The sequence below is a fragment of the Zunongwangia sp. L-65 genome (genome assembly GCF_056859415.1).
Window position 1 is genome coordinate 60,807 of the sequence record NZ_JBSXOK010000053.1, and the last position, 25,695, is coordinate 86,501.

A 25,695-nucleotide genomic window follows, 5' to 3' on the forward strand; every position below is an offset into this window, starting at 1 on the left:
TATGAAGAATATTATGGAAATTAAAAGATTTTTAAATATAAAAGCGTTATTACTGGCCGTGGTGATTATTTCACTAGGAGCCTGTGAGGGACGTAGAGATTTCGCACCACTTACTGAAAGTGGAGTGGCTATAGATAATGATGTTATACTATTAGTTTCAGGAGAAACCATAGAGGTATCAGCCCGGTTCATTCCAAATATTTATCCAGAGCGGGATTATCTTTGGGAAGTAGAAGATCCAAGTGTCGCGGATTTACAAATGAATGAAGATAAATCTGTATCAGTAACTGCAACAGGATCGGGAGAGACTGTTTTAAAAATCACTTCACAGGACTCTGATGAAATTAGTGCACAGTCGAGATTGAAAGTAATATCTGCAGCGCCTATTGATATAACTGATCAAGCGACTATCGCGGTAAACAGAGAGAATAGTAATGGAAGAGAGGGGGCAGAAGGATCTCCTAAGCTTATAGATGGAGATTTGAGTACCAAATATTTATCATCCTATCTCCAGCCGTTTTATGTAACATTACAATTCAATGAAGCTAAAATAGTCAACTTATATAAATTTACTTCGGGTAATGATGCACCTGGTAGAGATCCTTTAAATTGGCAAATTTTAGGATCTAATGATGGAGAAAACTGGGATCTTCTCGACGAAAGATCTGGAGAGACTTTTAGTTCCAGAGGACAAACGAGAGAATTTTATTTTGATAATGATGCTTCTTATTCTTATTATAGATTAGACGTAATTAATAATGGTGGTGCTGGTTTATTTCAAATGAGTGAATGGGGCGTATATGCATTCCCTGAAGACTAGGAAAAATTAAAATCCGATCCTAACTAAACCTGTGGTTACAGGTAATTTCCAAAAGGCCCATTTTCCGAAAAAATGGGCCTTTTTTAAAATTAATTTGCTAAAACGATTTAACTTTATTATTTTCATTGAAATTATAACAATTTTAACAAATTGGCAGTCTTAGGCTATTTAAAGCGATAACGATTGCATTTTATTCTTATCCGAAAATATGAATATTAAAAAATTTAGTCTAATCGTCTTATTTTTTACAGGAGTATTAAATGCCACCACAGATCCTGTAAAAGATCTTGTAGAATATGTAAATACTTTACAGGGAACAAATTCGAAATTCGAATTAACCAGAGGGAACACCTATCCTACAATAGCATTACCCTTTGGAATGAACACCTGGTCTCCACAAACCGCCAGAAATGGCGATGGCTGGAAATACCAATATTTTAAAGATACCATAAGGGGTTTTCAGCAGGCGCATCAATGCAGCTCCTGGACCAATGATTACGCGGTATTCTCATTAATGCCAGTTAGCGGACAGTTGAAACTCTCGGATTTAGAACGCGGAGCGAAGTTTAATCATGATGATGAAATAGCCAAACCACATTATTATAAAGTGGATTTTGATAATGGAATCACTACAGAGGTTTCTCCTAGCCTAAGAGGCTCCCATATGCGCTTTAGCTTTCCTAAGAATGAAAAAGCATATATCGTTATTGATGGATATACCGGTGCAAGCGGAATAAAAATTGATAGAAAGAACCGTCAGATTACTGGTTTTGTAAGAAATGGTAGAGGGATGGATCGCGTAAAAGGTTTTAAAAACTATTTTGTGATTCAGTTTGATAAATCTTTTCAGGAGGCTGGAATATGGGAAAATAGAAATGGAAAAACCTGGGAGAACCAGACCTCAAAAGAAGGTGAAGGCATCGGTGCCTATATTCAATTTAAGGATGGCCAAAAAGTTCAGGCAAAAATCGCATCATCATACGTAAGTTTAGACCAGGCTCAACTTAATTTAAAGCGAGAACTGGGAAAAGATCGCAATTTGGAGCAAACAAAGGCCAATGCAAAAGCGGTCTGGAATAAACAACTGAGCAAAATTTTGGTTGAAGGCGGAACTGAAGCGCAAATGAGGACTTTTTATTCCTGTTTTTTTAGAGCTAGTCTTTTTTCGAGAAAGTTCTATGAAATTAACGAAAATGGAGATCCGTTTTATTACAGTCCGTATGATGGAAAAGTTCATAATGGCTATATGTACACCGATACCGGTTTCTGGGATACCTTTAGAGGACAGTTTCCTTTAAATGCAATTTTATATCCAGAGATGCATGGCAATTATGTGTCTGCTTTGGTAGATGCTTATCATCAAAGAGGTTGGTTACCTTCATGGTCTTTCCCTAGTGAATCTGGCGGAATGATTGGTAATCATGCCATATCACTGTTGGCAGATGCCTATGTAAAAGGTTTAAAAACTTTTAATCCCGAAGAAGCATTAGAGGCTTATTACCATGAAGCTACTAACGAAAGTCCAATAGGACCTTCCAGCGGAAGACAAGGCTGGAAAGAATATTTTACTTTAGGATACATAGCTTACCCCGACGTGCGTGAGGCTACTGCAAAAACTTTAGAATACGCCTATGATGATTTTTGTGGTTATCAGTTAGCCAAAGCATCAGGAAACAAATATTATGAAGAAATTTTTGGTCGCCAGATGTACAATTATAAAAATGTATATGACCCGGAAGTAGGCTTTATGCGTGGCCGAAAGAAAAACGGCGAATGGGTAGAAAACTTTGATCCGTTCGAGTGGGGCGGTCCTTTTACAGAAGGCAATGCATGGCATTATCTATGGTCTGTATTTCAGGATCCTCAAGGCTTAATTAATTTAATGGGAGGTAATGATAATTTTATTTCAAAATTAGATGAGGTTTTTACGTCGCCAAATACCGTGCATGTTGGAACTTATGGCGGTAAAATACATGAAATGACAGAGATGCAAATGGCAAATATGGGACAATATGCTCATGGTAATCAGCCAATCCAACATATGATTTATCTTTATAATTATGCAAAACAACCCTGGAAAGCCCAATATCACGCCAGAAATGTAATGGATAAATTATATGATTATACCGAAAACGGATATCCCGGAGATGAAGATCAGGGCCAAACCTCCTCCTGGTATGTTTTAAGCGCGCTAGGATTTTATAGTGTATGCCCGGGAACAAATCAATATGTTTTAGGAAGTCCAGTTTTTAAGAAAACAACCATAACGCTGGAAAACGGAAACAAATTTGTGATTAACGCCCCAAAGAATGATAAGGATCATGTATATATCGAAGCAGCAAGCTTAAATGGACAAAATTATACCAAAAATTTTATCACTTATGATGATATACTAACCGGAGGAACATTTGATTTAAAGATGAGTACCTCTCCTAATAAAGAAAGAGGAACTGGTGAAAGAGATAAACCTTTTTCTCTTTCAGCAAAAAAATAATCTAAACCCCAATAATTAAAATGAAAAAAATTGTAATCGCTGCAGGTTTATTAGTGAGCTCTTTAGCCTTCTGCCAGCAACAAGAAACCTTTGAAAAAAAAGGAAAAGTATTAATTTTCACCAATCACGATCCTAATTTAAATAAAGATACGAAGAAGGGACTGGTAAAAACTTTTTTTAAAGTATATCCAAAATTAGTTAAAGATTTTAATCCCGAATCTATGGATACTATTAGAGTGAAAATTGATACGGAATATGATGGAGTGGCTTATGCGCATAATGGGCGTATAACGATTAGTTCAGACTGGTTAGCCAAAAAACCGGGAGATTTGGATGTGATTACTCATGAGGTAATGCATATCGTTCAGTCCTATCCGCCAAACAGTGGCCCGGGATGGTTAACTGAAGGCATCGCCGATTATGTTCGCTTTAAATACGGAGTAGATAATAAGGGTGCAGGATGGAGCCTCCCTGATTATAAACCAGAAAATTCGTATAAAAATAGTTATAGAATTACCGCAAGATTCCTGTATTGGTTAACTAAAAAATACGATAAAAACATTGTTCAGAAACTAGATAAGAATATGCGCAATAAAACTTATTCTGAAGATTTATGGAATCAATATACCGGTAAGTCTTTAGATGCGCTTTGGGCAGAATATAGTGAATCACCTCAAATAAGTTAATAAACTATGCAAAGAAGAAAATTTATCCAAAATTCGGCTTTATTTGGGTCGTTGGCAATGATCAATCCAAAAGTATCATTAGCATCCAGTCTTGAAAAATATCCGGTGGTTAGAACCCCAAAAGGAGAACGAAATTTTGAAAGTAAGGCAATAGAAAAAGCCATAAAAGAATTTGGAAAAAAGGTTAATGACGAAGAACTGGCCTGGTTGTTTAATAACTGTTTTCCAAATACGTTAGATACTACCGTAACTTATACAAGCAAAAACGGAAGACCGGATACTTATGTAATTACCGGAGATATCGATGCCATGTGGTTAAGGGATAGTTCTGCACAGGTATGGCCTTATATGGCATTTGCCGATGAGGATAAAGATCTTCAGCATTTAATCGCTGGAGTGATCAATCGCCAAACTCAATACATTTTAAAAGATCCTTACGCCAACGCGTTTTATGATGATCCTAATAAAAAAGGAGAGTGGACTACAGATTTGACTGATATGAAACCTGGCGTACACGAACGCAAGTGGGAAATAGATTCCTTGTGTTATCCAATTCGATTAGGCTATAATTACTGGAAAACAACTGGAGATACAGCACCTTTCGACGAAGACTGGCAAAAAGCGATAAAAGCTATTTTGGGCGTTTTTAAAGATCAGCAAAAAAAGAATGATCGCGGTCCGTATCACTTTCAAAGGGAAACGGCAAAAGCTACAGATACCAGAGCTTTACATGGTTATGGATACCCGGTAAATCCCGTAGGCTTAATCTGCTCGGCTTTTAGACCTTCAGATGATGCCACGGTATTTTCATTTTTAATTCCTTCCAACTTTTTTGCTGTGGTGAGTTTAAAACAAGCCGCTGAGATGATGAAAACCTTAGCCAATGATAGCAACACCGCATCAGAATTATTAAGCCTGGCAAAAGAAGTAGATAATGCTTTAAAGAAACATGCTATCGTACAGCATCCAAAATATGGGAAAATCTATGCCTTCGAGATTGATGGTTTTGGTAATCATTTATTAATGGACGATGCTAATGTACCAAGTTTATTATCCCTTCCTTATTTAGATGCGTTGCCGGTAGACGATGAAATTTATCAAAATACCAGAGCATTTATCTGGTCTACAGATAATCCATTTTTCTTTAAAGGAACTGCGGCTGAGGGTGTAGGAGGACCACACGTTGGTATGGATATGGTTTGGCCAATGTCGATCACCATGAGAGGTTTAACAAGTACCAGCGATGCAGAAATTAAGGAATGTGTCAAAATGCTTAAAAGCACACATGGAGATACAGGTTTTATGCATGAAACTTTTCATAAAGATGATCCAACTAATTTTTCCAGATCATGGTTTGCCTGGGCGAATACGCTTTTTGGTGAATTTATTTGGAAAACGTATAAGGAAAGTCCAGAACTTTTAGGATAACCGTTAAAATAAAATGGAATGAGAGCCTCCCAAAACATATCAGTAAGAATAATAAATTATAGCCTGATAGTATCGATTTTAATCGTGCAATTTGGTTGTAAATCCAGATCAGGCAAAACTGAAGAGAAAGCTAATCTTACCAGTTATGTAAATCCCTTTCTGGGTACAGCGCCCTTAACCGATCCGAGTATTATTGGTTATAATCCACCAGAGGGTTGGCGTGTTTGGGCAGGCTTAACTTATCCCGGTTCTTCTTTACCTAATGCCATGGTGCAGTTAAGTCCGATTACGGAGTTTGGTAGTGGTGCCGGTTATGAGTATGAGGATGATGAAATTTATGGATTTACCCATACTAATAAAGGGCACTGGAATCTTTGCAATTTACCTATTTTACCTGTTTCGGCAGAAGCACAAGTTCCGTTTAAGTCGAAATTTACTCACGATAATGAAGAGGCTTCACCGGGTTTTTATCAGGTATATTTAGATGATTACGGAGTAAATGTAAGGTTAACTTCAACGTTGAGAGGAGCAATTCATGAATATACGTTTAGCAACAAGAATCGAAGTATTGTTTTTAAACTTGGAAAAGCGAATAACGGTGTTTCAGATTGGGATATTAGCACCAGCAACCGAAACGAAATTTCAGGATATCAACGCGTAGGCGGAGACAAGGTTCATTTTTTTGCGAAGCTGAGTCATGATATTAAAAATGTACATATTGAGAATCAGGGAAAGCCGGAGGGATACGCAAAAATCGAACTCGAAAACGGCAAAGCTGAAGAGGTAATCCTAAAAGTTGGTATTTCTTATGTGAGTATAGAAAACGCTAAAAACAATCTTGAAAAAGAAATAGGAAATCGAAGCTTTGATGAAGTTCACGAACAGGCTATTGAAACCTGGGAAGCTTTGCTTGGCGCTATAAAGGTAAAAGGGGGAACTAAAAAACAGAAGCAAATTTTTTATTCTTCTTTATATCGTGCATTTCTTTGGCCGGCTTTACGAAGCGATCTTAATGGTGAGTTTAGTGATGTTGAAGGCAAGATTAAGAAAGCTGATTTTCGTTATTATACATTGCCCTCCTTTTGGGATACTTATCGTAATAAACTGGTATTGCTAAACATGCTCCAACCTGATGTGGCAAAAGATGTGATACGTTCGGTAATTGATAGAGGTGAAAATAACGGATTTATACCTACCTTTTTTCACGGAGATCACGCTGCTTCATTTATTTCGGCAGCTTATAATATGGGGATTACGGATTTTGAGGTGCAAAAAGCCTACGATTTATTGCTTAATAATGCTTACAAAGAAGGCGGAACACGTCCTTATATTTCAGAATATATTGAAAAAGGATACATCGCTACTCCAAAAATTGAAAATCCGCATGTAGAGAGTAAAGCGAAAGCTGGAGTATCCAAGACTTTGGAATATGCGCACGACGATTATTCTTTGGCTTTACTGGCAAAAGCACTTGGTGATTCAGCTCATTACGAAGACCTGATGAAGCGATCTAAAAATTACCGCAATGTGTTTGATAAGAACACTCATTTTATGCGTGGAAAACTGGAAGATGGTACTTGGGTAAGCCCGTTTGATGCAGAATATCCTTACTACGAATATATGTATCGTGAGGCTAATGCATGGCAATTATCGTTTTACGTTCCTCATGATATGCCTGGACTGGTTCATCTTTACGGGAAAGAAAAATTTGAGGAAAAACTGGATTCGCTTTTCTCCACCCCCTGGAATCCTAAACATATCGCCAGAAATGTTTCTGGTTTTATGGGATTGTATAGTCAGGGAAATCAACCTGATCATGAAACACCATTTGCCTATTATTTTATCGATAAGCCCGAAAAATCTCAGGCAGTTTTAGATAAGTTGATGCAAAATTATTTTGGAATTGAAGAAAGTGAAAATGCGCTATCAGGTATGGATGATGCCGGAGAAATGTCCTCATGGTATGTTTTTGCAGCCAGTGGTGTTTATCCTTTATCCCCAGCCGATGCCGAATTTTTAGTCGGCGTTCCTGTTTTTGATGAAGTAACCTGGACGATGCCTAACGGAAGCATACTAAATTTCACACATAAGGGTAAAGGACGAAAACTAAAGGAAATTAAAGTGAATTCTGAAAGCATAGAAGGATATTTTATTCCATTTCAGCTATTTAAATCTGGAGGAAAAGTAATTGTCGAAACCGGTAAAGATTAATTTCGAAGAAAATTAGCCTAACCAACCAATCTTCGAAGTAGCAGGGAATGTATTTACATTCCCTGTTTTTTTTAGTACCTCTGAAAGGATATCGTATTCCGATTTTGGAGATTATGGGATGCTTTGCGAGAGTAAAAAGTTTTTGCGCTGCATATTCAGTGAGCTTTACAGGTTTCTTGATTTTTTAGAAAATTACCGGGGTGTTTCAATTATTAATTTGCTTTGGTTTTTCATTATTTTTTGTTTTTTGGCAATCAAAATTAAGTTAAAGCCGCCTATTTAAAAGTAATGAAGCAAAGCAATGATTTATATTTGTAACTAAGCCTAGCCATTTTTAAATGAACTTTCATGATTTGCCAAAACAGCCTAGCATTTTTTTGTCTTACTGGAATGTAGGCAAACTTTTGTATGGCGCTTTGCTTTTGTTTATCATAGAAACCTTGTTTTATTATGTGAAGTTTAATGAATCCTTGATAGATGGCAATTGGTATATCATTTTGTTTTGGCTGTGGTGTTTACTGTTTTCTTTTATTCATATGTTTCTGGTGATGGCAGACCTATGGTCAAGGTTTCAGAATTATAAAAGGGCAAAAGATCAAATATTTCAGCATGGTTTTAAAACGAAGATAGCGAATAATTATACAGGGAGTAAATGCCAGCGCATGGCTCTAATGGCTGCAGCAAAAGAGTTGGGGATGGATAAAGAAGTACAGCGATTTTATGAAAAACTAGGCATTGGCTGGTATCATTTTATTCCTAAGTTTATGCTTAAAGATCCGTTGTTTTTCTTTCGCAGCTATTTTTGGTCGCGTACCTTTTTAGAACGCTATTATGCACCCAAATTTGATTTTAGAAATCAGCAAAAAGCTCTCTCTTGATTTTAGAAGCCACAAATTTAACCAAAACCTATAAATCGGGTAAAGCCGTAGATGCCATTTCCCTTAAACTTAAAATCGGCCAGATTTATGGTGTACTGGGAAGAAATGGCGCAGGGAAAACTACTTTATTTAAGATATTGTGCAATCTGGTTACCGCAGATCACGGAAGTTTAAAAATTCATTCGACCAAATTAAAACCTATAGGGGCCATTATAGAGAATCCCGGTTTATATACTTATTTAAATGCATACGAGAATCTTAAGGTTTTTGCTGAAATTCAAAATGCTTCACGGGATAAAACAAGGCTTGAACAATATTTAAAAACCGTCGGTCTTCCGTTAGATAGAAAGGATGCAGTGCGCCATTTTTCGATGGGAATGAAACAGCGCCTGGCCATCGCCATTGCTTTATTAAATGATCCTGAAATTGTTATTCTGGATGAGCCATTTTCGGGTCTTGATCCTATGGGTGTTTCAGATTTAATTCGGCTCATAAAATCACTTGCCGCTAAAAATAAATCGGTTTTAATTTCATCACATATGTTGGCCGAATTGCAGAATTGCTGTGATTATTTATACGTAATCGATAGGGGAAAACTGGTTAATCAAGGGGAAACCACAAGGCTATTTAATCATAGCATTTCCCGATACAAGATTAAAGGAAATGGTGTAGAGCAGGTAAAAAACAAACTATTCAAAATTATTTTTGCTGAAAAGAACAGTATCGATATCGAATGTAAAGCTACTGAGATTTCTAAAATCTTAGAACACCTGATTCAGCAAGGTTATCAGGTCACTGCATGCATACCACAGGTTACCTTAAACGAACTTTTAAGTCAGCAACCCAATGACGTATAGGATTTTAAAGGTAGAGCTATTTAAGCTGTTTAGAGAAGCCAAAACATGGTACGCCATTGTGGCCGTTTTAATTATTGAGTTTATCATCTTTTTTGCGGCTTATTATCAGGGAAAAACCATTTTAGAGCTCTTATTAGATAATTTAAGGCAGTCTTTTTATTTTGAAGGAAACCTACTTAATGGCAATTTACTATTATATATTGTCCTAAATTCCCTTTGGTTTAATTTACCTTTAATTTTAATGATTGTAAGCTCAGCTTTAATTACCGAAGAGTATAAAACGGGAACCCTAAAAACATTAATGTTACAAGCGGTAAGCAAAAAGAAATTGATTATTGCCAAATATATTAGCTCATTAATTTTTACGATATTCATTTTATGTCTTTTAATGCTTACCAGTTTTTTGCTGGCCTATGGAATTTTTGGAGACGGTGATCTGGTCGTATATTTAGGGACTTTAAATTTTTTCCCTGCAGAAGATGCCTTTTCCAGAATTTTATTAGCATTTATTTCAGGAACACTAAGTATGATTTTTTTTACCAGCGTAAGCATTACTTTAGGAATTATATTGAAAGAACCTGCAAAAACCTGGATTGCCTCGGCTTTGTTTTTAATTCTTTGCTCCTTATTTATAAAAGCTGATTTTGGAGAAATAGGAGGTTATTTTTTTCCGAAATTAACCAATTCTTGGCAGCGCTTTTTTGCTTATGATCTGGATATTTATGGAATCCTTCAGGATAATCTTTTACTAGTAGGATACACGATTTTATTTGCTGTTATAGGGATTTATAAATTCAATAAAACCGATATTGGATGAATTTAAATATTATTTTTTTGTTGTTGCTGTTAATGTTTATGGGCACACTACAAGCGCAGGATATCGATAAGGATTTATTGCGTATTAAACAGCACATGGATGATGTTTCGTATTTCACCGCAGATATCATAGTAGATGTTACAGCTCCATTTATCAATATGCCTACAAAGACCGCTTCCATAGCATATAATCGTGGTGAGAAAGTAAAATTTAAAACCGAAGACTTTTTAATTTTCCCAAAACGCGGATTGGATTTTACTTTTTCTGAGCTTTTTGAGCATCCTTTTATTAGCGTAGATCGGGGTTTTGAATTGATCGATGATAAAAATTTGAAAGTTCTAAGTATCATTCCAAAAGATGATAAAGCTGATATGGCTATGGCTACACTTTATTTGGATATTGAAAATGATCATATAGTGGTATCTAAAATTACTACTAAAAACCAGGGAAGTTATACTTTGAAAATGCAGTATAATGCAGCAGAAATCTTACCATATCATATGGAAGTTTCTTTTGCTGTCGAAAATCTAAAAATTCCGCTTAATTTTATGGGAAGCGATACCAGTATAGATCGTAAAGCGATGAAAAGCAATAAAACCAATACTGGTACGGTAAAATTACAAATCAAAAATTACGATATTAAAAAGCTATTAGAGTAATACTCAATTAGCAGTGAATTTTAAAAGTGAGGAAGAAAGTCTTAATGTTTTTATTGATGTTATTTATAGTATAGAAATATTTATAAGATTAAGCATTTCATAATTATAAATAAACAAAGTGTTATTATTTAATTAATATGGATTTTGTTATGATTAAATGTGCCTACATTTAATCCTTAATCAACCCAATCCTATTGAAGATGAATGTGAGCTTTAGAGATAAACTTCAGGTTTCTAGTTCTATATTAGAAACAATTGGAGATACTCCATTAGTACAATTAAAGCAAATTCCTAGTAATTCTAAAATTGAAGTTTTTGCCAAATTAGAGAGTTTTAATCCCTCTGGAAGTGTAAAAGCCAGAACATCTTACAATATTCTCCAAAAAGCAATAGAATCTGGAGAATTGAAAAAAGGAGATACCGTTATAGAATCTAGTTCAGGCAATATGGCTATTGGCCTTGCTCAGGCTTGTTTGGTATTCGGGTTAAAACTGATTGTTGTTGTAGACCCCAAAATAAATAAAATTACTTCTCAATTATTAGAAACTTATGGAGCCACTATCGAGATGGTTACTGAACCTCTTAAAGAAGGCGGATTTTTAGGTGCGCGTTTGGCAAAAGTGAAGGAGTTACTTAAAATTACTAAAAACAGTTTTTGGAGTAATCAATATGGAAATATAAATAATCCTAAAACACACTATCAAACTACAAAAGAAATTTATGAGGCTCTAGACGGAAGATTGGATTATTTATTTGTGGCAACAAGTACCTGTGGGACTTTAATGGGATGTGCCGAGTATATAAAAGCTAATCACCCTAATACCAAAATAATAGCAGTAGATGCTGTAGGAAGCGTACTTTTTGGGGGTGAACCAGGAACCCGAAAAATTCCCGGTCATGGTGCCGGGGTAGATTCCCAATTTTTAGATGAAGACTATATCCACGACTTTATTAAGGTAAATGATTTAGAATGTGCTCAAGGATGCTGGGAATTGCTTCAAAAAGAAAGCATTCTTGTTGGTGGCTCTTCTGGAGCGATTATAATGGCATATCATAAATTCGAACATCAAATTGAAGAAGGTTCACGTTGTGCTTTTTTATTGAGTGATGGCGGAAGCCGATATTTAGACACTATTTATAATCAGGAATGGTTACTAAAAAATATACCGGGAGTTTATGATGCTTTAACGCCAATTGGCGGATGGAAAATAAAACCTTCTTTTGAATATAGCCTTGCCATTATTGGTCTTGGGCCTAAAGGTTTGTACGGTTTAGAGCGTTTACTTGCGCAACTGAAAAATGAGAATGTTGAAGAAACAGTTCATATTCATCTTTACAATAAAAACAAATATTTTGGGGCTGGCGATGTTTATAGGACCGATCAGCCAGATTATTTGAAAATGAATTTCACGAATGAAAAGATAGATATCCGTCCCAAAGAAAAGCCTGATGCCATAGTTAAGTTGGAAAATTACACCAAATGGCTTAGTGAATCTATAGGCATAGAAGAAAGCCGGTTAAGCGATAAATTTTCATCCCGTAAAATGGTAGGGAAATATCTTAGTTCCTGTTTTAAAAGTGTAATTGCTGGAGCACCCGAAAATATTAAAATTTACTACCATAATGAGGAGGTGGTGAATATTACTGAAAAAGAGGGATTACTACATCTTAAACCCCAGCAAACAGCAAAACCACAAGAGTCTGTTAAGGTGCATAATTTACTTTTAACTACAGGCCATGCCGGAAATCGAACTGAGCTTTTAGATAGTAAAAAAGTAGATTCTTCGCTCATTGATTTTGTTTATCCGGTGGAAAAAACTTTAGTGTCTATTAATGCTAAGGCTAGTGTAGCGATAAAAGGAATGGGATTAACCTTTATAGATGCTACTTTAGCGCTAACAGAAGGGAGGGGAGGTTATTTTGTTGGCGAATGTGAAACGATGCAATACATCCCTTCAGGAAACGAACCTGCGATCATTTATCCATATTCTAGATCTGGTGCTTTGATGATTCCAAGAGTAGGAGAGATGCCTAATGTACCTGTATTACGATTTTTTACTTCAGAAAAGTTACGGGAGATTAGAAAGGATTCTTCTCATAAGTTTGATTTTTTAGAAGAACTACTGCCATTAATTAAGAAAGAATTTATTTATCGATACTATAGCTTAGCATTTAAAAATTGTGGTAAAAAATTAAATGGCTCCTTAGAGTTTGCTGAAATGTTAGAAGAAATTAAATCTTTTCATAGCAAATATCCATCTGAAAAGCAGTTTTCATTTGAAGAATTACAGGAACCTTTTATAAATCATGAAGCTTATAATACTTCTATCGTAAAACAATCTTTAAAAGAGATGATAGAACAAGTCTCTTTAAGAACTAAAAGTCCGTTATTAGCGGCGATTAGTGCCTGGCACGACATTAGCCCTATATTTAATGAATTATACAGTTTTGGTGGATTAACGGCCAGGTCACATCAACTTTTTGATAATCAATATGCTCCATTTTTTAACCGAATTAGCTACGGGCCACCACTAGAAAATATGTACAAAATTTTGGCTTTATTTAAAGTCGGTATTTTCGATTTTACCTTTGGTCAATCTCCTACAATACAAAAAGTTCAAAATGGTAAGTGGCAAATGGAAAACATTTCAGTCGAATCAGACAATAGGATAGTTTTGGATTATCATATCGATGCTCGTATTCCTAGAATGAACATCCCTTCACAGTCTTCTATACTTTATAAAAACCTTTTTGAAGAAGGTAAAATAAGAGCTTTCCAAAATACAGATGATACCGGAAGGTATGAAACAGGTGGGATGGATTTAACAAGGGAAGCACACCCAATAGACAAAGCGGGAAACGTGATAAAAAATATGACGGTATATGGAACACCCACTGAAGGTGTTACCTTCGATAATGATACCCTATCCAGAAGCCGAAACGATTTTTCATCCATCTGGGCAAAGCAGGCCGTCAAATCTCTAAAAAATTTTATTTCAACAACTAAGTAGTATTTAATGAATAATAGTCAATATAGTAAAGGAAATCAGGAAAAAGGACTTACGCCAATTACATCACCGTGGATGCATGATATTATGAATCATCCAAAAGTGGTTGATGAACTTTTTAAAAGGTTTGGTTCTCCGCTAAATATTCTTCATCCTGCTTCTTTTGCTAAAAATTGTACAAGGTTTAAAGAAGTTTTTCAAAACCATGACATAAAATTTGGGATATTCTATGCCAGAAAAGCAAATAAAGCAAAGGCGTTTGTGAAACAGGCTTTTATAGAAAATATAGGTGTAGATACAGCAAGTGAGCGAGAACTTTTACAATCACTTCAACTTGGGGGAGACGGTGATCATTTAGTATTAACTTCTGCTATTAAAACTAAAGAGCAAGTTAAAACCGCACTTCAGAATAATGTGCCTATCGTGTTAGATAATGATGATGAATGTGTTCTCGTAAATGATTTAGCAGAAAAAAATAATTGTAAAGCCCGTGTTGCCTTTCGTCTGAGTGGTTTTTATGTAAACAAAAAGAAACTCTATAGCCGTTTTGGTTTTGATATCGATGATATTGAAGAATACTTAATGAAGCATGTAGGTAAAGATAAAAAGTACAACAATTTTAAGGTAGAAGGATTGCATTTTCATTTAGACGGCTATTCTACCCGGCAAAGAAGTGAAGCCTTATTGCATTGTATAAGCTTAATACAAAAGCTTAGAGAAAATGATTTTTCATTTCGATTTATAGATATGGGGGGAGGAATTTTAATCAACTACCTTAAGCATAAAGAAGAATGGTTAAATTTTGATGTAAGGTTAAAAGAAAGTCTAAAAGGCAAAATCTCACCCATTACGTTTAATAATAACGGACTAGGTTACAGGTTTGAAGACGGAATCATAAAAGGGGATAGAAAAACCTATCCTTACTTTAACGAAATTAATTCAGATAAATTTTTAGAGGAGATTTTAAAGTATTCAGATCAAAACGGGAGTTCAGTGGCATCTTTACTTCAAAAGGAAAATATAGAAATACGAATTGAGCCGGGTAGATCTTTAGTAAACCAGTCGGGAATTACCATGGCAAGAGTTGTACATCGAAAAAAAGATGCGAAAGGGCAGTGGTTAATTGGTTTAGAAATGAATATGAGCCAGATGATGAGTTCTAGTGCCGATTTTATGCTCGATCCATTTGTAATGTATGCAAATCTCGATCAAGATAAGACAGAGGAAAAATCAGTAGATGTTTATTTTACTGGAGCCTATTGTTTAGAAAGAGATGTATTACTAAAACGAAAAGTAACATTACCAAAGCTTCCTGAGATTGGTGATGTCGTGGTATTTGTAAATACCGCGGGTTATATGATGCATTTTTTCGAAACGCAGGCGCATCTTTTTGAGCTTGCACCTAATTTGGTTTATACAGAAACTTCAAAATCCTTAAAATTTGCTGATTTTAAGTTGGACACTGATAATTAGAAATAGCATTTGTGTGTAATTAAAAGCAAAAATGGAAAATATCAAAACGTACATAGATTATACTGCAACCATTGTTGAGGCAATAGGAGTTTTAACCATATTTATAGGAACTTTAATGGCATTGTTTAAGTTTATCATAAATCAAAATAAAGGCATCTCCAGCACTTATTCTATCCTACGTCAGTCTGTTGGAAAATCAATACTATTAGGTTTAGAAATCCTGATTGCAGCAGATATTATGGCTACCGTTGTAACCGATCCTACTTTAAAATCTGTTTCTATACTAGGTCTAATTGTGTTGATAAGAACATTTTTAAGTTTATCGCTACAAATTGAGTTAGAGGGAAAGTTTCCTTGGCAAAAAGCTAGAATCGATAAATATTAAAATAGTTCAATTTAGTTAAGATTTAAAAAAATCAAAGACTGAGTGAAATCTATACAGGACTTTTGTGCAGAAGCTACTATCTTGGCAATATTTCGACATAGATATCTTTTGATAATTCATTGAGATTTCAAATACTTTATAGAATCAAATTCAAAATTTAATTTACTTAATCCCAAATCGATTGTTTACCAAATCAATCATAATCGTATTATTCATAAAAAGATCACTTCCAATAACGCCTTTTATATTTTCAGTTTTTAGCACTTCGCTTACTTTTTTAGCATCGGTAAAAAAAGCTTTTTTATTATTGATGGGGAGGTTAACATCGGCGATGCGAATTTTGGTGGTAATATCGCTTCCGGCAAAGCTAATTTCTTCTCCCCAGGATTTCAGTTGCTTTGTTTCACTATTTTTTGCTTCGGTAATATTTTTAAATAAGTTAGCATCTATGGTAGCTAATGGGAACAAACTCGCCTGAGTACTGTAAACAAACGCATGTTTATTTCCGGCAGCAATAAGGTCTAAGTAAAGCTGATTGTTTTTAAAACTGAGTGGCGTAAAACTAAAAGTGTCTTCCTCCCAATCTTCCAATTTGTTGGTAATGACTAATTGTTGCGATCTAAAGTCTATAAGTAGAATTTTGTTTTTAATTTCATTAGCCCCCAAAGTGCCTATAATATCGAAATCTTTAAGGTTTTCAGATTTACCAAAGTTTTCCCGAACCAGCAAACTATCTTCCTTAGCCAATTGATGGTTACTGAATTGTATTCTATTGTAAAAAACCTCGTAGCCATCGCGATGCTGAATGTTATTTTGTAATTCAGGATAAGCTGAAGTAATTGCCGCCAGTGTATCGCCGTAAATCACATTATGATTAATACCAAGATCCAGCTGCATTTTAAAAGTCTTATCGATTCCTTCTAATGTTACCGGAATAAGAATTGCCCCGTGATTGATGGTAATGCCTCCTTGTTTTAATTTTTGCCACTGAAAATTAATCGTATCAGCCCCTATTTCGTATTTATTTTCGACAATTTTCGTATCATTTTTACAGGCAAAAACCAACGAAATAAGGATACTGTAAACAAAAAATTTAAACGGCAAGTGTTTAATCATAACATTAAAGTTTTGATTGATGAGTTTGTCTTTCACGAAATATAATGCTTTTATAGAAACTAACATTCTTTAAAAAAGGATGAAAATTAAGAATCCATTCTTTTTCGCAAGATTTTAATGATTCGGTTATAGATGATTTCGTGCAAACTCCAATTATAGCCTTCAAAATCTACGGTATTGGTAAACTGAATGACTACCGTATCTATATCTTTGTGATATTTGGCAATCGTTTGATATCCAGGGATTAAACCGGTATGGTCATAACGATAAATTGAAGAATAGATATCCTGTTCTTTTTGGTCTTTAAAAACAGAGCCGTCGTTTAGTGCTCTTATAAATTTACCTAAATCCTCGGCTGTAGCCAACATCACACCAATATTATCGGTTTTTAAATCCTCTTCATAACCTACATAATAACCACTCATCACATCATCCAAATTCACATCATGAATAGAACCATAGGTATTTTTTAGGTCAAGCCTGTCTAAAATAGCTTCCTGGATGTATGTAAAGGTTTTATATCCTAAAACGCGCTTTATAATTTGATCAATTAACAAGTAATTGGTGTTAGAATATTCGTAATCATCGCCAGGTTCAAAATTAGCAGGTAGATCTAAGACTAAAGAAAGATTTTCTTCAGCAGTTTCTTTTGGTGCTGCCCAATACATATACGTATCGGTATAATTAGGAATTCCGCTTCGATGCTGTACCATCATTCGTAGTGTGATTTCATCAGCATTTTCGATTCTACCTTTTAATTCAGGTAAATAATCTGCAAGGGTTTTATCTAAAGATAGTTGCTCGTCCCTTACTAATTTGGCGATAGCCACAGCATGATATAATTTGGTCACACTGGCTATTTTGAATAAGGAATGTGGATCTGCCGGAATTTTTTGCTCTCGATTTTTATAACCGGCCGCATAGAACTCGGGTGCATTTCCCTTTTTATCTACATAAACAATAATACCATCAAAGCCTAATTTTGTTGCGTAATTTACCTGTTCCTGTACTGTATCGGGTAAGGGCATAAGCCAGGCTTTTAGTATAATCCAGGGAACAAAAAAAAGAGATGCTATTGTTCCAATCGCCAAAACGATACGAATAATTGTTTTTGATTTTTTAGAACTCATAATTTCATCCCGAATAAGGGCTTTATTCTTTGATATGGGGAAGTATCAAATAATGTTTAAACAGTAAGATTTTTATGATTCATACCAAGCCGACTTATTGCAAGTCGATTTTAATTTAATTATAAGTCAATAGTTCTGAGGGTAAGGCTTAAAATTCATTAGTTATATGAAGCTAATTTAATTAAAAAATATTTTAGTCGATGATCGAGATGAAATGCTCTTGTCATCTGGATTGCTATGGGGAATTGCATGAGTATATTTTTTAGAATAAGTTAGATATAAGTCTTATAAATTAGCGTACCATCTGCTTTTCTAAATTTTATTTATACCGTCTTCAGGACTCCTGAATCTGCTCTTAAAGATGCGCCATTGGTGGCAATGGCTAAAGGACTGGCCAGATAGGTTACTAAATTGGCGATTTCTTTAGGAGTGATAAAGCGCTGTAATAGAATATGCGGATTAGACTGCTGTAAAATGATTTTCTTCATCTCTTCAATTTCGATATGTTGACTTGCCGCTATATGTTGCACAGCTTCTGCAACTCCATCAGAATAAGTTGGTCCGCCTATAATGGTATTGATAGTAATTTCTGTCCCTTTGGTAAGTTTGGATAGCCCGTTAGCAACTGCTGAAAGTGCCGCTTTGCTCATTCCATAATGAATCATGTTTTCAGGGATATTAATCCCAGATTCACTGCTTATAAATAGCATGCGCCCCCAGTTTTTCTGTTTCATTTTCGCAAGTAATTTTCGGGATAATCGCACAGCACTCATAACGTTAATTTCAAAATAATGATACCATTGCTCATCGGTTATATTTTCAAATTCTATCATATCGAATATTCCTAAATTGTTTATCAATATATCTATGTTATCAAGTTGATCGAGTAAAGAATACACTTCTTCTTTATTGGAAAAATCTGCGGCTATGCCTGATATTTGAGCATTTGGATATTGTTTTTTTAATTGATTGGTTATTTTTTGAGTCTTTTCCTTAGTTCTTCCGTTGATAACTACCGAAGCGCCTTCCTGTGCTAGTTGCTGCGCAATAGCGTAGCCTATTCCCTGCGTTGAACCACTGATAAATGCTTTCTTTCCTTTTAGTTGTAAATCCATTATACTATTATTTATTTTTGTAATGATCGTTAAAAAAATTATTATAAAAGATGTCAAAAATTGCCCGACATTTCCATCAGAAAATCTTTTTTTATTTCGATAGCTCCCGACGACGATTGGGTTTATAAAATTAAACCTGCTATGGGATTAAAAATTAGTTGATTATTTGCAGTTGCAATTCAATCTGCTGTTGAAGAATTTTGCGATTAGGATATATTCTTCTTAACGAGTTGATGCCACACCAAACACTAATTAGATGCTTTGCCAATACATCAGCTGGTATTTTAGATTGTAAATTTCCGTTTTCCTGCGCTTCTAGGATGGTTGATTTATATAAGTTTTCCGTTTCCCTCAATATTGCGATGGCTTCTTTTTCGAGTTCTTCATCAACAAATGACATTTCGACTAGGGTATTGGCGACAATGCATCCTTTGGAGTGTGATTTTTTAGGTGCTGTAGCAAGACTTAGGAAAAAGTTTTTAATTAGCTGTATGGGGGCTTCGCTATTTTCCAGTTTTATTTTGAATGCCTTAAAGTCTTCTCTTCGTTGTGCTAATGCTTTTTTAAAGAGTTCTTTCTTTCCTCCTTTAAAGGTGTTGTATAAACTACCTGCACCGGCTCCCGTAGCTTTACTCAGGTCAGATAAGGAAGTGGCACTATAACCTTTCTCCCAGAATACGTTCTGAGCTTTTAAGATCAAATCCTTATTTTTATAAATATGAGGTCGCCCTTTCATTTTTTTTGTAATGTTTGTTACAAAAATAGTTTTTTTAATGGAATTTAAAGTAAACAGGAAATAAAACCATAGCAAATTTGTAAAGAGCTTTTACCAAACCGGTTAGCTGCTTGCTATTTAAAATATTGCATTTATAATCTATAAAGCAAATCTTATATGTGAAAAGAATACAGGACCTATAGCGATAGATCCTGTATTTTTGGATGTGGAAATAGCTTAAATTTTAAGCTATTTTGGTCATAAATTTTTCAATTTCATCGATGATTTCATCACCGTATTCCTCCATTGCGAAGTGTCCCGTATCGTAAATATGATATTCGATATTTTTTGAGTCTTTTTTGAAGGCTGCTGCACCGCTTTCTGGGAAGTACTCGTCATTTTTCCCCCATACTACAAGTACCGGCGGTTGGTGTTCTCTTAGGTACGCCTGCCATTGGGGGTATTGTTTTAAATTGTTTTGATAGTCATACCATAAATCAATATTTACTTTTTTAGCGTAAGGCCGTTGCATTCTTAGATAATCTAAATGCCAGCAATCTGGATTAATTGATTCGACATCCTGAGTACCGTGTGTGTAATTCCATTTTAATCCTTCTAAGCTAAACGCATCTAAAAGCGCTTCTTCATTCTCTTTAATACGGTTAGCCCATAGCTTCTTAATAGGTTTCCAGGCCTCACCAATACCTTCTTCATAAGCATTTCCGTTTTGGGTTATAATAGCTGTTACCCTCTCTGGATGCGCAAGCGCAATTCTAAATCCTACAGGCGCACCATAATCTTGCATAACAATAGAATAGTTATCAATTTCCAGTTTTTCTAAGAAGCTATTGATAGTTTTAGAAATGTTATCAAAAGTATAGTCATATTGATCAGGAGCTGGAAAATCGCTATGCCCAAAACCCGGGTAATCTGGAGCGATAAGATGATATTTATCGGCCAGCCGATTAAACACTTTTCGATATTGATGCGAAGAAGAAGGGTAGCCGTGTAAAAGTAGTAAGCTTGGCTTCTTATTATCCCCGGCTTCCCGATAGGCTATATTTATTCCGTCTACATGTTCTGTTTTAAATTTAGTCTTTTCCATTGTTATTATTTTAAGTTTTTTAATTACCGAACGTTCGGTAATATTTATATAAAATTTTTTATTTTAGTGTATTGAGATAAGTGCTATCATTATCATTGCATTTCCTGTCGATTATCGTTTAAATATCGATTGGTAATTCTTTTTAATGCATCTCCAAAAATTTCAGGATCGTCTAAGGTTGAGGTTAAGATGAGGCTTCCCTGTATATCTATCATCGATTGATACGCATAGTCTTTTGCGGTTTTTGAATCTAACTTAAGTTCTTCTCCAATAGCTTCAAAAGCTTTTAACCACTCATTCATTCCTTTTTCTATTTGGAGGCGAAATAAACTTATACCGGTCTCCATCGAAAGAGCCCGAAAAATACAGGTATTCTTCCCGTTATCGTATAAGACTTTTATTTGATCTATCGCTTTTTGCAATCTGATTTGAGGAGATTCTGCCGTATGATGAATTACCCGGAAAACATGTTCTTCGACCCACTCCGACAGATGTCCTAAAACAGCTTCTGCCATTTGTTTTTTTCCACCAGGAAAACGATGGTACAAACTAGCTTTTTTTAGCCCTGTAGCTCTAGCCAGATCCTGCAGACTTGCAGCTTCATATCCTTTGGACTGAAAAACTTCGGTAAGTCCTGCCAGGACATCTTCGTCTAATGTTTTTTGTGGTCTCATAGTACAAATCTATAAAAATTACAGTTTTTTACCAAACGTTCGGAAACTAATATCGCTTAGTACTTATAAAAAGAGGCTTACACAGAATATATCTTCAGTTTTTTAGGAGCGTTTCTCTAGTGTAGATGATTTAAGATATAAAAAGGCACTTCTTGTTATCATTTATAGTCATCTGTAAGACAGGTTTTGGCGGAATGAATGGCTGTTCTTGAAATTTCTGTACTTACCTTTAAGTCTGTTTTTCAATAAAGATTTTGATATTTATGGCATAGCCGAAACCGGGCATCAGAATTTTTTCAAGTTTTTCCTGCAACACTTTTTTTGCTTCAAAAGTGATATCAGCAGGATTTTCCACTTAAATCGATTATTTTTTCTAAAAAATAGACTTTTAAAATTCTCCCATAGGCTGATTATCGTTAGCGTTGGAGTATTTTAACTTCGATCATTCATTCAATACTATTAATTTTAAAAAAGTTCTTTGGTTAATGCTGCGTTAGTCATCGCACCGGCCAGGTTACCACTGGCTACGGCGGCAGCGACCGAGCGCATCCTACTTGTATTATCACCACAGGCATACACCCCGTCGATAGTAGTTTGCTGAAATTCATTAACTCTAATATATCCCTGTTCCGTTAGTTCACAGCCTAAGAATAGCGGAATGTCAGAATGCTGTTTAAAAGGAAAACCTGCATATAAGGCATCAAATATTTCCCGATCTCCATTAGTAAATACGATATTTTTTACTTGACCTTCCTGATGTTCGAGCGCTGCGATTTCTGTTTCAATGATAGGTATACGATGAGCTTCCAGTTTAGCAAATTGCTCAGGTTTAAAATCGGCTTTACCAGTAGTTAGGATAGTTAAGTCGTTGGTAAGGTTATTTACTAGTGAAGCTAAATGAAAACCACGCTCTCCATTGGCCAGGATTCCTGTTTTTTTGGTTCGGAACTCAAAACCGTGACAGTAGGGGCAATGAATTAAAGAGGTTCCCCAACATTCTTTAAACCCCGGAACAGGTGGTACTAAATCCTTTATTCCCGTAGCAAAAATGATTTTGCTGGTCACCAGTTTTTCTCCGGATTGTGTATCGACGGTGAATCCATTTTCAGTTTTTTCAGCCTTTATGGCAAGGTCATTTATGAATGCTACACTTTTATACTGAAGCACCTGATTTTTCGCTTTTTCTGAAATTTTAGCAGGAGGCACTCCATCCTGTGTAATAAAATTATGGGAATGTGGTGTTTGCCGGTTACAGGCTGAACCACTATCTATAATTAATACTTTGCGCAAGGATCTTCCCAGTGCCATTGCTGCGGATAGGCCGGCGTAGCTTCCACCGATGATGATAACTTCAAATTTTTTGTTTTCCATTTTTTTAGATTTTAATGTCTCAATTTTGAGACATGTATGTATAAATTTTTTAAGGGCTTATAGCTTTAAAGTACGACGTCCAGGCCAGTTTTTTTATATCTTCTATATTCTGCTGCGTCTCTCTAGCATTAACGGTACTTTCGATAATTCCGGAGTGTAAAACCTGAATCCATTCCGGAGACATTTTCGGGTTTAATTTCCCGGTTTTCTGTAATTTAAGAATGATCTGTTGAAATGTTGAATAGATGTAATCATAATCAGCACAATTTTTATTTTCCCGGGTATGGATATGATCTGGATTTAGATGCATCCTATAAAACGTTGCATATTTTGCACCACAATCAATGCCGGCGTAAAGCATCTTTTCTAACTGGATAAGCGGCTCATCACTGCTTTGTATCGCCGCAATCATTGCTTTTTTACAGCTTATTTCTATAGCTTGTCTACAAATCTCTACCAGGTCACTACGATCTTTAAAATACCGGTGTAAAGTTCGGCGTGTTACCGCTGCATTATCTGCTACTTTCTGCAAAGGAGCAGATAAGTCTTCATTGAAAACTTGAATAGCAGATTCTATGATTCGTTTTTTGGTAGCCGTCATCATAAGCAAAGATATCTATATTTCTCAAATATGTGACATTTTTATAATTAATTTTACTGGCTAGTCCTGGTGAGCCACTTTGATCATATCCAGATTTCTAAGCTGATTGCTACTATAATTTGAAGTTTATATAGTTTAATTTTGAGTTGGGTAGTGATATTTTCAAAGTTTTGGCGATTGATAATTTTTTAGATTTCTTCCCAATTTATTGTTAGCTAAAAGTGAAATAGGAAGACTTAGTAACTGAAAAGTTTATTTTTGTGATCAAACCCAACTATGATTAGAAATAACTATCTTACTTTATTTATTTTCTGCTTCGTATTTATTTTACAATCGTTCGTTTACGCTCAGGAAACAAAAGATAATAAAGCCAGTAAAAGTTTTATATCCAGGTATATCAATACTGTTTTAAAGGATACGGTTTCTAAGGAACGCTCGCAATTTTTTGTTTTTCCTACCGTTGGCTATCGTCCTGAAACAGGTGTAGAATTCGGTTTAACTCCCTTATACATTTATTACGCTAATGAAGATGTAAACAATCGGCTTAGCGAAATGAAAGCCTATAGTTTTTTTACGCTTAATGGGCAGTATGGTATTAGAATTAGTCATGCCTTATATTCAGATAAAGATACCTGGTTTTTTCTTGGAGATATAGATTTTGAACAGTTTCCGCTTAAATATTATGGTATCGGGAGCGACGTTCCTACAAGTAATATCGCACTGGTGGATGCCACTCAAATTAGAATTAAAGAACGGGTTTTACGTAAGGTACTGGATAATTTTTACATAGGTCTTGAAACCGATTTTAGAAGTTTAAGTAATGTTTCTTTTGAGCCTTCCGAAGATAATGAAGAAATCAATTTTGAATTGCCTTTTGGAGCTGAAGGAACCACCAATTTTGGAGTTGGAGTAGGCTTTGTATATGATGAACGGCATAATGTATTAAATGAAAGAGATGCTTTTTTTAGTGAGTTTGCCTATCTTAATTATAATCCTTTTTGGAAAAGCAATGTAGAATATCAATTGATCACCCTCGATAACCGTCTTTTCAAAAAAGTAGGTGATAATGATGTTTTGGCAGCACAGGTTTATGGGGAGTTTAATTTTGGCGGTGAAGTCCCCTTTAATCAATTATCTTATATGGGAGGAGAAAGTCTTATGCGTGGTTATTTTAAAGGTCGATATCGGGACCGTAACCAGATTGCTGCGCAGGTAGAATATCGATTTTTACCTTTAAAATTAGGCTTTACAGATCGTTTAGGGGCTACCATTTTTACGGGAATAGGAGAGGTGTTTAACCAATGGGATGAATTACAGTTGAATAATGTAAAATGGTCTGCCGGGGCAGGGGCACGATTTTTAATTTTTCAACAAAAAGATGTGTATCTGCGTTTTGATTATGCTTTTACCAGGGATGATAGCAACTTCTATATCAGTATTGGAGAAGCTTTTTAGAAATTATAAGCTGCTATTTTTTATATCATACTATAAATAAACACACCCAGAGCGATCCATATTATGCCCCATATGCTTAGGGGCATAAAAAATAGATCATGTTTATTGTTACTTTTTTTCTGGAAGATAACTCCGATTACAGCAGTTAGGATTCCAGAAATTACGAATCCAAACGCAAGTATTGGTTTTGTGGTATTCCCATCAGGACTAAAAAAATAGATACCTAAAAGTACTACGGCGATGGGCAACAATAGGCCCAACAAGCCCCAACCTCTCGATATAATCATAACTATACTCTACAACTTTTAAATATCTTCTAACAGGAATCCTTCCTTTGGGTTTGGTCCATATTCATTGTTTTGCGCATCACTGTCTGTAATTAATAAAACTAACATCCATATTGGTCCCACCAATGGGATACAGCCTACCAATAACATCCATCCGCTTTTACCAATATCATGCATACGCCTTACCGATACTGCAAGTGATGGGAGTAAAGAAACCAACGTATACAAAACGTAAATACTAATAAAGGCCGGAGCTTCTAACCAGTTACTCAATCCAAAACTTAAGAGCATACAACCAATGGAAAATAGTGCATTGATCACCCCAAACATAAAATACTCTTTTCTTCTTGCTCGACCTTTAAAATCTGAATACTGACGGAAGGCTTTTAAATACCATTTCATAACTTATA

22 protein-coding genes are annotated in these 25,695 nt (G+C 35.3%); 13 read left to right on the forward strand and 9 right to left on the reverse strand.

The window, feature by feature from the left end; translation table 11 throughout:
- The first annotated feature begins 1 nt into the window (after position 1).
- From AC13DP_RS08130 to AC13DP_RS08185, 12 genes are all read left to right on the forward strand, one after another.
- On the forward strand, positions 2-820 hold the full coding sequence (locus tag AC13DP_RS08130; protein WP_272959293.1) for a discoidin domain-containing protein: 819 nt from the start codon (positions 2-4) through the stop codon (positions 818-820).
- Between the two features lie 208 nt (positions 821-1,028).
- A complete protein-coding gene (locus AC13DP_RS08135) occupies positions 1,029-3,314 on the forward strand; it encodes a GH92 family glycosyl hydrolase (RefSeq protein WP_483067532.1) in 2,286 nt (761 codons plus the stop codon).
- Between the two features lie 20 nt (positions 3,315-3,334).
- Complete coding sequence (locus AC13DP_RS08140) at positions 3,335-4,000, forward strand: basic secretory protein-like protein (protein WP_013071585.1); 666 nt, start codon at positions 3,335-3,337, stop codon at positions 3,998-4,000.
- Between the two features lie 6 nt (positions 4,001-4,006).
- Complete coding sequence (locus tag AC13DP_RS08145; RefSeq protein WP_013071586.1) at positions 4,007-5,428, forward strand: glycoside hydrolase family 125 protein; 1,422 nt, start codon at positions 4,007-4,009, stop codon at positions 5,426-5,428.
- A gap of 18 nt (positions 5,429-5,446) precedes the next feature.
- A complete protein-coding gene (locus AC13DP_RS08150) occupies positions 5,447-7,639 on the forward strand; it encodes a GH92 family glycosyl hydrolase (protein WP_483067533.1) in 2,193 nt (730 codons plus the stop codon).
- 377 nt (positions 7,640-8,016) lie between these two features.
- Entirely contained in the window at positions 8,017-8,517 is a 501-nt protein-coding gene (locus tag AC13DP_RS08155) for a hypothetical protein (RefSeq protein WP_483067534.1), read from the forward strand.
- Positions 8,514-9,374, forward strand: coding sequence for an ABC transporter ATP-binding protein (locus tag AC13DP_RS08160; RefSeq protein WP_483067535.1), 861 nt, complete (start codon positions 8,514-8,516; stop codon positions 9,372-9,374). The genes AC13DP_RS08155 and AC13DP_RS08160 overlap by 4 nt, the downstream gene beginning before the upstream one ends.
- Positions 9,364-10,191 (forward strand): ABC transporter permease, encoded by an 828-nt coding sequence (locus AC13DP_RS08165; protein ID WP_483067536.1) that lies wholly within the window; start codon positions 9,364-9,366, stop codon positions 10,189-10,191. The genes AC13DP_RS08160 and AC13DP_RS08165 overlap by 11 nt, the downstream gene beginning before the upstream one ends.
- Positions 10,188-10,850 (forward strand): hypothetical protein, encoded by a 663-nt coding sequence (locus AC13DP_RS08170; RefSeq protein ID WP_483067537.1) that lies wholly within the window; start codon positions 10,188-10,190, stop codon positions 10,848-10,850. Before AC13DP_RS08165 ends, AC13DP_RS08170 begins: the two co-directional genes overlap by 4 nt.
- A 200-nt stretch (positions 10,851-11,050) precedes the next feature.
- Positions 11,051-13,861 carry a 2,3-diaminopropionate biosynthesis protein SbnA gene (sbnA, locus tag AC13DP_RS08175; protein ID WP_483067553.1) on the forward strand — a complete coding sequence of 937 codons (2,811 nt, stop codon included), beginning with the start codon at positions 11,051-11,053 and terminating at the stop codon, positions 13,859-13,861.
- 6 nt (positions 13,862-13,867) lie between these two features.
- The gene (locus tag AC13DP_RS08180) at positions 13,868-15,331 is read left to right on the forward strand and encodes a type III PLP-dependent enzyme domain-containing protein (protein ID WP_483067538.1); all 1,464 of its coding nucleotides are present in this window, start codon (positions 13,868-13,870) and stop codon (positions 15,329-15,331) included.
- 31 nt (positions 15,332-15,362) lie between these two features.
- Positions 15,363-15,716: a DUF1622 domain-containing protein gene (locus AC13DP_RS08185; protein ID WP_347407510.1), complete on the forward strand. Its 354-nt coding sequence runs from the start codon at positions 15,363-15,365 to the stop codon at positions 15,714-15,716.
- 162 nt (positions 15,717-15,878) lie between these two features.
- Here the strand turns inward: AC13DP_RS08185 and AC13DP_RS08190 are convergent, their stop codons facing one another.
- The 8 genes from AC13DP_RS08190 to AC13DP_RS08225 form a co-directional block, all read right to left on the reverse strand.
- Positions 15,879-16,832, reverse strand: coding sequence for a hypothetical protein (locus AC13DP_RS08190; RefSeq protein WP_228250233.1), 954 nt, complete (start codon positions 16,830-16,832; stop codon positions 15,879-15,881).
- A gap of 86 nt (positions 16,833-16,918) precedes the next feature.
- A complete protein-coding gene (locus tag AC13DP_RS08195; RefSeq protein WP_347407509.1) occupies positions 16,919-17,962 on the reverse strand; it encodes a serine hydrolase domain-containing protein in 1,044 nt (347 codons plus the stop codon).
- Between the two features lie 323 nt (positions 17,963-18,285).
- Positions 18,286-19,077 (reverse strand): SDR family NAD(P)-dependent oxidoreductase, encoded by a 792-nt coding sequence (locus AC13DP_RS08200; RefSeq protein ID WP_347407508.1) that lies wholly within the window; start codon positions 19,075-19,077, stop codon positions 18,286-18,288.
- Between the two features lie 154 nt (positions 19,078-19,231).
- Positions 19,232-19,813 carry a TetR/AcrR family transcriptional regulator gene (locus AC13DP_RS08205; RefSeq protein WP_347407507.1) on the reverse strand — a complete coding sequence of 194 codons (582 nt, stop codon included), beginning with the start codon at positions 19,811-19,813 and terminating at the stop codon, positions 19,232-19,234.
- Positions 19,814-20,036: 223 nt separating this feature from the next.
- The gene (locus AC13DP_RS08210) at positions 20,037-20,897 is read right to left on the reverse strand and encodes an alpha/beta fold hydrolase (RefSeq protein ID WP_483067539.1); all 861 of its coding nucleotides are present in this window, start codon (positions 20,895-20,897) and stop codon (positions 20,037-20,039) included.
- A gap of 92 nt (positions 20,898-20,989) precedes the next feature.
- Positions 20,990-21,571 carry a TetR/AcrR family transcriptional regulator gene (locus AC13DP_RS08215; RefSeq protein WP_483067540.1) on the reverse strand — a complete coding sequence of 194 codons (582 nt, stop codon included), beginning with the start codon at positions 21,569-21,571 and terminating at the stop codon, positions 20,990-20,992.
- 465 nt (positions 21,572-22,036) lie between these two features.
- Entirely contained in the window at positions 22,037-22,942 is a 906-nt protein-coding gene (locus tag AC13DP_RS08220) for an NAD(P)/FAD-dependent oxidoreductase (RefSeq protein WP_483067541.1), read from the reverse strand.
- Between the two features lie 49 nt (positions 22,943-22,991).
- Positions 22,992-23,546, reverse strand: coding sequence for a TetR/AcrR family transcriptional regulator (locus AC13DP_RS08225; RefSeq protein ID WP_483067542.1), 555 nt, complete (start codon positions 23,544-23,546; stop codon positions 22,992-22,994).
- A 273-nt stretch (positions 23,547-23,819) separates the two neighbouring features.
- Between AC13DP_RS08225 and AC13DP_RS08230 the strand changes: the two genes are divergently transcribed.
- Positions 23,820-24,998 (forward strand): BamA/TamA family outer membrane protein, encoded by a 1,179-nt coding sequence (locus AC13DP_RS08230; RefSeq protein ID WP_483067543.1) that lies wholly within the window; start codon positions 23,820-23,822, stop codon positions 24,996-24,998.
- Positions 24,999-25,303: 305 nt separating this feature from the next.
- Here AC13DP_RS08230 and AC13DP_RS08235 read toward each other — a convergent pair whose 3' ends face one another.
- Complete coding sequence (locus tag AC13DP_RS08235) at positions 25,304-25,687, reverse strand: DUF805 domain-containing protein (protein WP_483067544.1); 384 nt, start codon at positions 25,685-25,687, stop codon at positions 25,304-25,306.
- Between the last annotated feature and the right edge of the window lie 8 nt (positions 25,688-25,695).

Bases quoted from the DNA above. Each gene is read 5' to 3' on its own strand.
- AC13DP_RS08200 (WP_347407508.1), bottom strand. From the start codon at position 19,077: ATGGATTTACAACTAAAAGGAAAGAAAGCATTTATCAGTGGTTCAACG.
- AC13DP_RS08145 (WP_013071586.1), top strand. From the start codon at position 4,007: ATGCAAAGAAGAAAATTTATCCAAAATTCGGCTTTATTTGGGTCGTTG.
- AC13DP_RS08140 (WP_013071585.1), top strand. From the start codon at position 3,335: ATGAAAAAAATTGTAATCGCTGCAGGTTTATTAGTGAGCTCTTTAGCC.
- AC13DP_RS08230 (WP_483067543.1), top strand. From the start codon at position 23,820: ATGATTAGAAATAACTATCTTACTTTATTTATTTTCTGCTTCGTATTT.
- AC13DP_RS08150 (WP_483067533.1), top strand. From the start codon at position 5,447: ATGAGAGCCTCCCAAAACATATCAGTAAGAATAATAAATTATAGCCTG.
- AC13DP_RS08165 (WP_483067536.1), top strand. From the start codon at position 9,364: ATGACGTATAGGATTTTAAAGGTAGAGCTATTTAAGCTGTTTAGAGAA.
- AC13DP_RS08170 (WP_483067537.1), top strand. From the start codon at position 10,188: ATGAATTTAAATATTATTTTTTTGTTGTTGCTGTTAATGTTTATGGGC.
- AC13DP_RS08190 (WP_228250233.1), bottom strand. From the start codon at position 16,832: ATGATTAAACACTTGCCGTTTAAATTTTTTGTTTACAGTATCCTTATT.
- AC13DP_RS08185 (WP_347407510.1), top strand. From the start codon at position 15,363: ATGGAAAATATCAAAACGTACATAGATTATACTGCAACCATTGTTGAG.
- AC13DP_RS08180 (WP_483067538.1), top strand. From the start codon at position 13,868: ATGAATAATAGTCAATATAGTAAAGGAAATCAGGAAAAAGGACTTACG.
- AC13DP_RS08130 (WP_272959293.1), top strand. From the start codon at position 2: ATGAAGAATATTATGGAAATTAAAAGATTTTTAAATATAAAAGCGTTA.
- sbnA (WP_483067553.1), top strand. From the start codon at position 11,051: ATGAATGTGAGCTTTAGAGATAAACTTCAGGTTTCTAGTTCTATATTA.
- AC13DP_RS08235 (WP_483067544.1), bottom strand. From the start codon at position 25,687: ATGAAATGGTATTTAAAAGCCTTCCGTCAGTATTCAGATTTTAAAGGT.
- AC13DP_RS08210 (WP_483067539.1), bottom strand. From the start codon at position 20,897: ATGGAAAAGACTAAATTTAAAACAGAACATGTAGACGGAATAAATATA.
- AC13DP_RS08135 (WP_483067532.1), top strand. From the start codon at position 1,029: ATGAATATTAAAAAATTTAGTCTAATCGTCTTATTTTTTACAGGAGTA.
- AC13DP_RS08220 (WP_483067541.1), bottom strand. From the start codon at position 22,942: ATGGAAAACAAAAAATTTGAAGTTATCATCATCGGTGGAAGCTACGCC.
- AC13DP_RS08225 (WP_483067542.1), bottom strand. From the start codon at position 23,546: ATGATGACGGCTACCAAAAAACGAATCATAGAATCTGCTATTCAAGTT.
- AC13DP_RS08195 (WP_347407509.1), bottom strand. From the start codon at position 17,962: ATGAGTTCTAAAAAATCAAAAACAATTATTCGTATCGTTTTGGCGATT.
- AC13DP_RS08205 (WP_347407507.1), bottom strand. From the start codon at position 19,813: ATGAAAGGGCGACCTCATATTTATAAAAATAAGGATTTGATCTTAAAA.
- AC13DP_RS08215 (WP_483067540.1), bottom strand. From the start codon at position 21,571: ATGAGACCACAAAAAACATTAGACGAAGATGTCCTGGCAGGACTTACC.